At 40.4% G+C, this 11,768-nt stretch carries 10 protein-coding genes; 6 read left to right on the top strand and 4 right to left on the bottom strand.

Going from position 1 to position 11,768, the window contains the following annotated elements:
• The first annotated feature begins 188 nt into the window (after positions 1-188).
• From trpA to AC1PJ9_RS08685, 4 genes are read left to right on the top strand one after another with little or no spacing between them, the layout of a single operon-like run.
• Positions 189-992 carry a tryptophan synthase subunit alpha gene (trpA, locus tag AC1PJ9_RS08700; RefSeq protein WP_016804527.1) on the top strand — a complete coding sequence of 268 codons (804 nt, stop codon included), beginning with the start codon at positions 189-191 and terminating at the stop codon, positions 990-992.
• Entirely contained in the window at positions 989-1,885 is an 897-nt protein-coding gene (accD, locus tag AC1PJ9_RS08695; RefSeq protein ID WP_004705709.1) for an acetyl-CoA carboxylase, carboxyltransferase subunit beta, read from the top strand. Before trpA ends, accD begins: the two co-directional genes overlap by 4 nt.
• Entirely contained in the window at positions 1,882-3,168 is a 1,287-nt protein-coding gene (gene folC / locus AC1PJ9_RS08690) for a bifunctional tetrahydrofolate synthase/dihydrofolate synthase (RefSeq protein WP_311086573.1), read from the top strand. Before accD ends, folC begins: the two co-directional genes overlap by 4 nt.
• The gene (locus tag AC1PJ9_RS08685) at positions 3,159-4,217 is read left to right on the top strand and encodes an SPOR domain-containing protein (RefSeq protein ID WP_311086574.1); all 1,059 of its coding nucleotides are present in this window, start codon (positions 3,159-3,161) and stop codon (positions 4,215-4,217) included. Before folC ends, AC1PJ9_RS08685 begins: the two co-directional genes overlap by 10 nt.
• Positions 4,218-4,245: 28 nt before the next feature.
• Here the strand turns inward: AC1PJ9_RS08685 and AC1PJ9_RS08680 are convergent, their stop codons facing one another.
• From AC1PJ9_RS08680 to AC1PJ9_RS08670, 3 genes are all read right to left on the bottom strand, one after another.
• Positions 4,246-4,824: a dual specificity protein phosphatase family protein gene (locus AC1PJ9_RS08680; protein WP_311086575.1), complete on the bottom strand. Its 579-nt coding sequence runs from the start codon at positions 4,822-4,824 to the stop codon at positions 4,246-4,248.
• Positions 4,821-5,633 (bottom strand): MBL fold metallo-hydrolase, encoded by an 813-nt coding sequence (locus tag AC1PJ9_RS08675; RefSeq protein ID WP_311086576.1) that lies wholly within the window; start codon positions 5,631-5,633, stop codon positions 4,821-4,823. The genes AC1PJ9_RS08680 and AC1PJ9_RS08675 overlap by 4 nt, the downstream gene beginning before the upstream one ends.
• Before the next feature lie 396 nt (positions 5,634-6,029).
• On the bottom strand, positions 6,030-6,680 hold the full coding sequence (locus AC1PJ9_RS08670) for a peroxiredoxin (protein WP_311086577.1): 651 nt from the start codon (positions 6,678-6,680) through the stop codon (positions 6,030-6,032).
• Between the two features lie 407 nt (positions 6,681-7,087).
• On the opposite strand from AC1PJ9_RS08670, the gene secA reads away from it, so the two are divergent.
• Positions 7,088-9,811 carry a preprotein translocase subunit SecA gene (gene secA / locus AC1PJ9_RS08665; protein ID WP_311086578.1) on the top strand — a complete coding sequence of 908 codons (2,724 nt, stop codon included), beginning with the start codon at positions 7,088-7,090 and terminating at the stop codon, positions 9,809-9,811.
• A 130-nt stretch (positions 9,812-9,941) separates the two neighbouring features.
• Complete coding sequence (locus AC1PJ9_RS08660; RefSeq protein WP_039246416.1) at positions 9,942-10,385, top strand: hypothetical protein; 444 nt, start codon at positions 9,942-9,944, stop codon at positions 10,383-10,385.
• Between the two features lie 68 nt (positions 10,386-10,453).
• On the opposite strand, the gene AC1PJ9_RS08655 is transcribed toward AC1PJ9_RS08660, so the two are convergent.
• Positions 10,454-11,764, bottom strand: a complete 1,311-nt coding sequence (locus AC1PJ9_RS08655; protein ID WP_311069864.1) for an MFS transporter — start codon at positions 11,762-11,764, stop codon at positions 10,454-10,456.
• Between the last annotated feature and the right edge of the window lie 4 nt (positions 11,765-11,768).

The following is an 11,768-nucleotide window of genomic DNA, read 5'->3' as shown; positions in this document are numbered from 1 at the left end:
GCTTTGATCATTGAGAAAAGTTTCAAAATATTGATAAATGTACGCCATGGGTTGTATGAATCATACAATCGAATATCGCCATAACGTTAGACCTGTTCAATGAACAAAAAATAGCGTTAAAATGCGGTGTTCTTGTATTTCTACAAACAACTCCTCAATTTTAAATAATTCAAGGAAAGCACAACCCTATGTCACGTCTTGCCACCCGTTTTGAAAAGCTTAAGTCCCAACAACGTAAAGCGCTTGTATCTTATGTTATGGCGGGTGATCCACAGCCACAAGTAACTGTTCCGTTACTTCATAAAATGGTTGCGGCAGGAGTAGACGTTCTTGAGCTTGGTTTACCATTTTCAGATCCAATGGCTGATGGTCCGGTTATTGCGCTTGCGGCAGAACGTGCACTTGCGGCAGGGACCAATACCTTAGATGCATTGAACATGGTAAAAGAGTTTCGTGAACAGGATCAGGAAACACCTGTAGTTTTGATGGGTTATCTCAATCCTGTTGAAGTGATTGGTTATGAGAAGTTTGTTTCTTATGCGAAACAATGTGGTGTAGATGGCTTATTACTTGTGGACTTACCACCAGAAGAGTCAAAAGAATTTGGTGCGATCTTAAAACAGCATGATATGGACCAAATCTTCTTACTTGCACCAACTTCAACCGATCAACGTATTCAACACGTAGCAAATCAGGCAAGTGGTTTTATCTACTATGTTTCACTTAAGGGTGTAACAGGTGCAGCGACTTTAGATACTTCTGAAGCGGCTGCGCGTATTGAAAAAATCAAAAGTGTAACTAACGTTCCAGTTGGCGTTGGTTTCGGAATTAGTGATGCTGCTTCAGCGAAAGCGATGGGTAGCGTTGCAGATGCCGTGATTGTAGGTAGTGCTTTCGTTAAATCTTTTGCAACGTTAACAGCTGATGAAGCTGTTGAACAGACGGTGAATAAAGTCAAGGAGCTTCGAGCAGCGCTCGATGAGTTAGTATGAATCAAGAAGTGAAATCAGGGAAAGTTCTTAGCCCTTCGACGCCATGGACACAGCGTCCAGTTCCAGGTATTGAAGTTGCAGATGAGCAACAGACTCTCAAAGCAACATTTACTGAGCCGACTATTGAGTGCCCTGAATGTCATGCTTTAGTGACACGTACCGCTATATCTTTCAACGCGTATGTATGTCCACAGTGTGACGAACACTTAAAAATGAAAGCTCGCGATCGCTTAAACTGGTTCTTCGACAATGTTGTAACTGAATTAGGTCAAGAGTTTAGCGCGAAAGATCCATTAAAGTTTGTTGATAGCAAACCGTATCCAGAACGTATGCGTGAAGCGCAAACTAAAACTGGTGAAACGGAAGCATTAATTGCCATGCAAGGTAACTTAAATGGCGTAGACATGATTGCATGCGCTTTTGAGTTCGACTTTATGGGCGGCTCAATGGGTACTGTAGTAGGTGACCGTTTTGTTCAGGCGGCTGAGCTTGCAATTGAAAAACGCCAACCATTAATCTGCTTTGCAGCTTCTGGTGGTGCACGTATGCAAGAAGGTATGTTGTCACTTATGCAAATGGCGCGTACTTCTGCTGCAATTCAAAAATTAAAAGATGCGGGTTTACCTTATATCGTGGTGTTAACACATCCAGTATATGGTGGTGTAACAGCTTCTTTAGCAATGTTGGGTGATATCCATATTGCAGAACCTAAAGCAATGATCGGCTTTGCTGGTAAACGTGTAATTGAGCAAACTGTACGTGAAACATTGGAAGAACCGTTCCAACGTGCTGAATATTTGCTTGATCATGGTGTAATCGATCAGATTGTTCATCGTCATGCTTTACGTGATACTGTATCTCGACTTGTATCGAAATTGATGAACTTACCTTGAAACAACAAGCTCCACTTTCAACAGACTCTTTAGATACATGGCTCAATTATTGGAGCCATGTTCACGTTACAGGGATTGATCTTGGTCTGGAACGTGTTATTCCCGTAGCAGAAAAATTAGGCGTGACTAAACCCGCTGCTAAAGTTTTTACTGTTGCCGGAACGAACGGGAAAGGTTCAACCACCACTACACTTGCGTCTATATTAAAAGCGCAAGGCTATAAAGTTGGGTTGTATCAATCACCGCATATCTATCGTTTTAACGAGCGAGTCAAGTTAGGTGGAGTCGAGGTTAGTGATCAAAGCCTGATTGACGCTTTTGTTCAAGTTGATCAGGCTCGTCGCGATTGCGATTTAAGCCTATCTTTTTTTGAAGCAACCACTTTGGCTGCTTTTGTCATTTTTAAGCAGCAACAATGCAACGTATGGGTGCTTGAAGTCGGTTTAGGCGGACGTCTTGATGTTGTCAACGTCATCGACCCTAATATTGCTGTAATCACCAATATCGGTCTTGATCACACTGACTGGTTAGGCGATACCATCGAGAAAATTGCTTTTGAAAAAGCAGGTATTATTCGCCCTGATATTCCTGTAATTTTTGCAGGTGAGCAAGTTTTACCTCAAGCCATTCAAGATAAAGCCAATAGTTCACAAGCGACGTTATACGCGATTAACAGAGACTATTTTTATAAACTCGCTAGTGACGGAAAACACTGGTATTTTGCAAGTGAAGGAACTACTTTAAAACTGCCACTAGGGTCACTTGCGATTGAAAATATTGCAGGAGCGGTTGCTGCCGTATTAAATAGCGGACTTGAAATCTCACAATCGGCGCTAGAGCAGGGTATTGAAAATGCACGCTTGGCAGGACGCTTTGAAGTGCGTCAAGTCAATGGAAAAACCATAATTTTTGATGCCGGACACAATCCACATGGTGTTGAATTTTTGTTAAAGCAATTGCGAAATTTCTTAGAATACAATAAACAGTACACAGAAGTTGTCGCAGTATTTTCAATGCTGGCAGATAAAGATATAAAATCAGTAGTCGATTTATTGAAACCTACTGTTTTACATTGGAAAATTGCTGAGTTGAATGTGCCGCGTGCTGCACCGATTCAGCAATTGAATGACGCCTTACAAGGCCAGACAATACAACAATTTGGCAATATCAAAGAGGCTTTTAAATCAGCGCTTGAGCAAACAAATAACAATCAGCTGATTTTAGCCTGTGGTTCGTTTCATACTTTAGAAGCGATTTGGGAGTATTTGGAAGAATGTCAATGAATAACAAACAACGCTGGATGGGTGGCGTTGTTTTATTAGGTGGTGGTGTTTTATTGGCAGCATTACTTCTAAAAGGAAATGAAGAAATAAAACATGTGGGTGCTGAACCACAAACCTCTACATCACCGAAGCCACAAGCTAAACCAAAGCAATCAGCACAAGAAGGGCAGATGGTACAGCTACAGCCGCTTGCAGTGGATGTGGAAACAGAAAAACGTCTTCTTGAAGAGCAACGTCGTTCCCGTGAAAAAGCTGTAGCGGAACAAGAAGCTCGTGCTGCCGAATTCTTGGCAATGCAACAACAGGCAGAGGCAGACGCAGCGCGTAAAGCTGCTGCAGAATATGCTGCGATTAATGCTCGTCGTGCTGCTGCACAAGAAAGTTCGGATAACATCCCTCCTGAGGTTGCAGGTGCGGAAGGTAAGGCAAAAGGACAGCAGACTGATACAAAAAAGCCAGTAGATACAGCTAAAGCAGATGCCGATAAAAAAGCTGCTGAAGCAAAGAAACAAGCTGAAGCCGACAAAAAAGCGGCTGAGGCAAAACGTCAGGCTGAAGCTGATAAAAAAGCAGCAGAGGCTAAAAAACAAGCAGAGGCGGAAAAGAAAGCTGCTGAAGCTAAAAAGCATAAGGCTGAAGCTGAGAAAAAGGCTGAAGAAGCTAAACATCAGGCTGAAGCAGAAAAGAAAGCTGAAGCTAAGAAACATGCTGAAGCAGAAAAGAAAGCTGAAGCTAAGCATAAAGCCGAGGCTGAGAAAAAAGCTGAAGCTGAGAAAGCGCGTGAGCTGCTTGAAAATGGCGATAAAAAGTGGATGGTACAGGTTGCATTGGCTGCTAATCAGGCAAATGCAGATGCTGTTGTTTCTAAACTACGCGCTAAAGGTTATAAGGTCACGACAAGCCCAACCAGTAAAGGTATTCGTATTATGGTTGGACCAGCGAAAGACCGTGATACTGCAGATGCAGCTCGTAAGAAAATTACGTCTGACTCTAGTTTAAATATGAAGTCAGCTTGGGTCATTGATTGGGTGCCATTAGATCAACGCTAATCTGATCTAAGGTTTATTCAAGATCTAGTTAAGATGGATTCGACAATTGTTGTTGAATCCATTTTACATTTTCAGGGGTGAATAAACGGTCAATATTTTTCCAAATAATATGATAACCATATCCGCCTTCCTTCATTTCTTTAACTGCATCATCAATTGCCCAGTGTTCAAAAATAATTCGATACATCGCAACGCTGGCACCAGTACGGTCTGAACCATGGTAACAATGTAATAAAACACGTTGGTTATTTTGCTTAGCAATTTTAATTTGCTGCATGACTTCTAACAGGTCTTGTCTGTTAATTGCCCACGTGTCGATAGGAACGTGAACAAGATTAAAATTCTCATTTTTAAATACTAATTCATCTGAATCTTTAGCTCTTAAATTAATAATAGTTCCGATTTCATGACGTTTTAATTCGGGAATCATTGCAGCATTTGGTTGTTCGCTACGAAAAACATCATTGCTCACTTGGTAAAAGTTATGTGCTTCGGAAACTAAAGTTCCCCAATCTTTGGGTCTATGCTCATGTGCAATGCTTTCATGTTGCATACATCCCTGTAGGTTTAAACACAGAACTAGGGCGATGAGTGAGAATTTTTTCATGTTTGATACCGTCGAAGCTCATGGGGATCATGCGCGCAAATAATTTCAATTGTTGGCTCATGTTGAGCCAAATACTGTAGTTTTTTAAGGTTAATAAGACGCTTTTCATTATCTTCTGCAAACGTTTTTTCCAGAAGGGTTAGCGATCTTAATTTATTTTCAGGATTTAACTCTAGATGTGAGTAGTAAGCATCTCCGCAGAACAACAGCCACTGATTTTGTTGTTTGATGGCAATACCACAATGTCCAGCGGAATGGCCTAATAATGGCACCATTAAAATTTCATCTTGGAATAACCGAAAACCTTTTACTTTTTCAAGATTAAACCATTTTTCACCTTGCTGATATTCAACGAAATTCCAGTATCGATGCTGATTATATTGATTGGTTCTATAGCGAAGTTTACCTTTAAAATTAGGTAATTGTGCAGCATTATATTCAGTGGCTAAGACATGAACTGTGGCATGAGGAAAGTCAGAAATGCCACCTGCATGGTCAAAGTCGAGGTGAGTCACAAAGATGTGCTGTACATCTTTAGGATGAAAACCTAGTTTTTGTATTTGCTGGATTGCACTGAATTCAAGATTCGTCTCAATTTTCCCCAAACGTTTGACTAAAGAGCCAAGGCGTTGTTGCATGTGTAAATAGTCTTGCAGACCAAATCCTGTATCAATGAGTACAAGCCCACGGTCCGTCTCTACTAAAAGACAATGGCATACCACTTCAGCTTTCCAGCCTTTCTGTCCAAATAAAGGCGCGCAGACAGGACACATACTGCCGCATTTTAAATGATGAATTTTATGGATCATGATTGTTGTTTTTTGAACAAACTCCTTGGAAGTTATAACTGATCTCGACAGTAAAAACCATGTGTATTCAATAATGAAAAAAAGCCATCGGGTGAGATGGCTTAGAGATGGAAACATTTGCTTCTATGTTTGAGCTAGTTTTCTTTATGCTTTTTTTAAATATTGGTTACGCGGTTCGCTTGTCTTGCAGAGAACCTTTCAGATGTTTGCCTACGCGGTTCGCTTGTCTTGCAAGCAATAAAACCTTTAGTCGGTTTTATTGCTTTCAGGTGTTTCTATGTTTGGGCTAGTTTTCTTTATGCTTTTTTATTATTGGTTACGCGGTTCGCTTATCTTGCAGAGAACCTTTCAGATGCTTGCCTAAGCACTTCGCTTGTCTTGCAAGCAATAAAACCTTTAGTCGGTTTTATTGCTTTCAGGCTGTGGCGTGAGGCGCAAATAAGGTTTTACTGCGGTATAGCCTTTAGGGAAGCGCTGTTTAATTTCTTCTTCATCTTTTAAAGAAGGAACAATCACAACATCTTCACCTTGTTTCCAGTTCGCAGGCGTAGCCACTTTATGCTTATCTGTTAATTGTAATGAATCCACGACACGTAAGACTTCGTTGAAGTTACGACCAGTTGAAGCAGGGTAGGTAATAATTAAACGAACTTTCTTGTTTGGATCAATAATGATTAAAGAACGAACTGTAAGTGTTTCACTCGCATTTGGATGAATGAAATCGTAAAGTTCAGAGACTTTACGGTCTTTGTCAGCAATAATTGGAAAATTAACCGTAGTATTTTGAGTTTCGTTAATGTCGTTAATCCAGCCTTTATGCGATTCAACGTCATCTACAGATAGGGCAATCGCTTTGACATTACGTTTTTCAAATTCGTCTTTTAATTTTGCTGTATAACCTAACTCTGTTGTACATACAGGTGTATAGTCAGCGGGATGTGAAAATAAAATGCCCCAACTATCGCCTAAAAAATCATAAAAATGAATTGTACCTTCACTTGATTCTTGTTGAAAATCAGGGGCAGTGTCTCCTAATCGTAATGTCATGATCTTTCCTCAGTTGCTTAAAATTTGTTATGTGTTGAAATGAATATGACGCAATTTATTTATTATTAAAATTATTGTTTTTTTATTTTATTATGAATTTTTTATATAAGTGTAAATATATATGACTAAAACTCACTAATTTAAGAACTGAATCAATGTAACTTTAAGATAAATTTGCTAAATTAGATTTCTCGGAAGTTGTGTTCAATAGATGAGCGTTAATATTGAGTTTTTAGGTGCCGGACATATTCAGCGGCCTTAGAGAAAGGTTGAAACCGTTTGTCTAACTATCAGATTTTTTTTATGGGTTTTGTGCAAAACCCTTGTACTTCAAATTTCTGGCACCATAATAAACGACTGAGAAAAAATTTATTCATTTGACCAAGCAAGATTTAGAGAGTTTATCCATGTTGGCAAGTCTGATCGGAGGTATCTTCGGTACAAAAAATGAGCGTGAACTCAAACGCATGCGCAAAATTGTTGAGCAAATCAATGCGCTCGAGCCGACGATATCAGCTTTAAGCGATGCAGACTTATCTGCAAAAACTCCAGAATTCAAACAACGTTATAACAATGGCGAAAGTTTAGATAAGTTACTCCCTGAAGCGTTTGCAGTTTGTCGTGAGGCAGCAAAACGTGTAATGGGCATGCGTCACTATGATGTGCAATTGATTGGTGGTATTACTCTACACGAAGGCAAAATTGCCGAAATGCGTACCGGTGAAGGTAAAACCCTTATGGGTACTTTGGCGTGTTACTTAAACGCATTAAGTGGTCAAGGTGTTCATGTGATTACTGTGAACGATTACTTGGCACAACGTGATGCTGAGTTAAACCGTCCATTATTTGAATTTCTAGGTTTAAGCATTGGTACAATTTATTCAATGCAAGAGCCGTCAGAAAAAGCAGCGGCTTACCTTGCTGACATTACCTATGGTACCAACAACGAATTTGGTTTTGACTACTTACGTGACAACATGGTGTTTTCTTTAGCAGAAAAGAAACAACGTGGTTTGCACTATGCCATTATCGATGAAGTTGACTCAATCTTAATTGATGAGGCGCGTACCCCATTAATTATTTCTGGTCAAAGTGAAGACTCTTCACACCTCTATACTGCAATCAATACGATTCCACCAAAATTACACCCGCAAAAAGAAGAAAAAGTTGCCGACGGTGGACATTTCTGGATTGATGAAAAGCAGCGTTCAGTTGAAATGACTGAAATCGGTTATGAAACTGTAGAACAAGAACTCATTCAAATGGGCTTGTTGGCTGAAGGTGAAAGCTTATATTCAGCAACAAACTTAAACCTTGTTCACCATGTGTCTGCTGCTATTCGTGCGCACTTCCTATTCCAACGTGATGTTCACTATATTATTCATGATGGTGAAGTGATCATTGTTGATGAGCACACTGGTCGTACAATGCCGGGTCGTCGTTGGTCAGAAGGTTTGCACCAAGCAGTTGAAGCAAAAGAAGGTTTGGAAATTCAGCCTGAAAACCAGACTTTAGCAACGACTACATTCCAGAACTATTTCCGTCTTTATAAAAAGCTTTCAGGTATGACAGGTACTGCTGATACTGAAGCTGCGGAAATGAAAGAAATTTACGGTCTTGATGTTGTCATTATTCCAACTCACCGTCCAATGATTCGTAACGACCAAAACGATTTAATCTATTTAAACCGTAATGGCAAATATAATGCGATTATTCAAGAAATTATGAATATTCGCGAACAAGGTGTTGCACCGATTCTAATTGGTACGGCAACCATTGAAGCCAGTGAAATTCTATCTTCTAAGTTGATGCAAGCTGGTATTCACCATGAAGTGTTGAACGCTAAACAACATGAACGTGAAGCGGACATTATTGCTCAGGCAGGTAGCCCGAATGCAGTAACAATTGCAACCAACATGGCTGGTCGTGGTACAGATATTATCTTGGGTGGTAACTGGAAAGCGAAACTTGCCAAACTTGAAAACCCGACAGCAGAAGATGAAGCACGTCTGAAAGCACAGTGGGAACAAGACCACGAAGATGTATTGCAAGCAGGTGGTTTGCACATTATTGGTTCTGAACGCCATGAATCACGCCGTATTGACAACCAGTTACGTGGTCGTGCGGGCCGTCAAGGTGACCCTGGTGTTTCTCGTTTCTATTTATCTCTTGAAGATGACCTCATGCGTATTTTCGCAGGTGACCGTGTCGTTGCCATGATGCGTGCAATGGGCTTACAAGAAAATGAAGCGATTGAACACAAAATGGTAAGTCGTTCTATCGAAAATGCTCAGCGTAAAGTTGAAGCACGTAACTTCGATATTCGTAAGAACTTGTTGAAATACGATGACGTGAATAATGAACAACGTAAGATCATTTATTCACAACGTGATGAAGTGTTAGCTGAAAATACTTTACAAGATTACGTCGAAGAAATGCACCGTGAAGTTATGCAAGCCATGATTGCCAACTTTATTCCACCTGAGTCAATTCATGACCAATGGGATATTGAAGGTTTAGAAAATGCTTTACGTATTGATTTAGGTATTGAGCTTCCAGTTCAAGAATGGTTAGAACAAGATCGTCGTCTTGATGAAGAAGGTCTGGTTGAGCGTATTAGTGACGAAGTGCTTGAGCGTTATCGTCAACGCCGTGCGCAAATGGGTGATGAGTCAGCAGCAATGCTTGAGCGTCATTTCGTTCTAAATTCTCTTGATCGCCACTGGAAAGATCATTTAGCTGCAATGGATTATTTGCGTCAAGGTATCCACTTACGTGGCTATGCGCAAAAGAACCCAGAACAGGAATACAAAAAAGAAGCATTTAACTTGTTTGTGAACATGTTAGGCGTCATTAAAACTGATGTTGTGACTGATTTGTCTCGTGTACATATTCCAACACCAGAAGAACTTGCAGAAATGGAAGCTCAACAGCAGCAGCAAGCTGAGTCGATGAAGCTTTCTTTTGAACATGATGATGTGGATGGCTTAACAGGTGCAGTGACTGCCTCTCAAGAAGCTCTCAATGAGTCGGCTGATGAACAACAAATGTTCCCAGTACCAGAAAGCCGTAATGCACCATGTCCATGTGGTTCTGGTTTAAAATATAAGCAGTGTCACGGCAAAATTTAATTTGCTTGATAAAAAAAGCAGAACAATTGTTCTGCTTTTTTTATGTTTGTAGTAAGCCTGTGAATAATGTTTGCAGTTTTAAGTATTAAATGCTATTTACTTCTCATCCAGAGTGTATGTTGGAAAGACAATGAAAAAAGTATTACAACCTTTATTTTTAACTGTTCTTGCTGTACCAAGTTTTGTTTTCGCAGCAGAAACAGCTTCAGCCCCTCAAACCACAACGGTTGATAAGGTTCTTGCCGCAAAAGGCCCAACTTCGGCTCAGGCTGTAGTGAAACAAGAGAATACGACGGTAATTAGCCCTCGTACAGGTATTCGTTATACATTGGGTAATACAGGTAATCGCCCAATCATTTTACAAACTGCTGCGATTGCTCCAGCAAACTCTGCAAACATTAATCGTATTGTGGCAACTAACCCAGCTTTATCTGCAAAAAGCCAAGAAAAAGCAAAAATTGCTTTAATTGGTGAAGCAGCAGTTGCGGGTGCAGCAGCTGTAGCAGCAAGTAATGTAACGGCTCCAGCACCAACAAACAGTGTTGCGCCAGCAAACCCTGCTTCAATGAATTAATTTTCATATATAAAAAAAGCCGGTCAATTTTGAACCGGCTTTTTTTATATGAGGATGTTTGAAAAAAGTTAAATCTGATTATTCACATCTACGTTCTTTGTTTCACGTATTAATAAAAATGCGACTAATGATAAAAGTGATGCCGCTGTCAGATAATAACCAACTGCATATAAACCATAAGTTTCAGCAAGTTTTGTAGCAATGAGTGGGGCAAACGATGCACCAAAAATACCAGCTAAGTTAAAGGTTAATGCTGAACCTGTATAACGAACTGAAGTTGGGAAAATCTCTGAAAGAACTGTACCAATCGGGCCATAGGTCAAACCCATAATTGATAGGCCAGTACATAAGAAAAGAAAGACGATGAGCGTATTTCCAGACTCTAACATGCTAGAGAAGAATAATCCGAAGATCGCAGCAGCGATACATACGCCAACTGATGTTGCTTTACGTCCAAATTTTTCTGCAAAAATAGCAGATAAAGGAATGAAAGCTGCAAAACAAAGTGTCGCAAAAAGTTGAAGTTCTAAAAACTCACCACGCGCATAACCCAGTTTCGTCGTTCCCCAGTTAAGTGCAAACACTGTAGTCAGATAAAACACAACGAAGGTACAGATTGCGGCAATCGTGCCAAGAATAAGTTTACCTGTGTGTTTGGTAACGACTTCTTTAAATGGAATATTAACTTCTTTTTGTTTATCTAAAACTTTTTGGAAAGCTGGAGTTTCATGGAGTTTTAAACGGATATATAAACCCACAATGACCAAAATTGCACTCGCAATAAATGGAATACGCCAGCCCCATTGCATGAATGCTTGTTCAGGAATAGCCGCACTTAAAAGTAAGAATGATCCCGTTGCTAAAATAAAACCAATAGGCGCGCCAAGCTGTGGGAACATGCCATACCATGCACGCTTACCTTCTGGTGCATTTTCGGTTGCAAGTAGTACAGCGCCACTCCATTCACCCCCTAGACCTAAGCCTTGTCCTAGACGGCAGGTTGCTAATAATAATGGAGCCACAATCCCGATTTGAGCATAAGTCGGAAGTAAGCCAATACATACCGTTGATATACCCATAGTCAGTAAAGCTGCCACTAGTGTTGCTTTACGGCCAATTCGATCCCCTAAGTGACCAAATAGTGCTGCACCAATAGGGCGGGCAATAAAGGCAATTGCGAATGTTGCGAGTGATTGTAAAACGGCAGCACTGCCACTGCTGGCAGGGAAAAATAGGTGAGGAAAAATAATCACGGCAGCAGTTGCATAGATGTAAAAGTCGAAGAACTCAATGGTTGTACCGACTAAGCTTGCAAATAAAACTCGTGTTTTCGAATTGGTGGCTACTACAGGAGCAGCTGTCGCAGAGGTTGACTCCATATAA

The sequence above is a fragment of the Acinetobacter sp. 70_2 genome (genome assembly GCF_056736115.1).
Note: the sequence above shows the minus strand (reverse complement) of the source record. Positions and strands in the feature narration are given on the sequence as shown.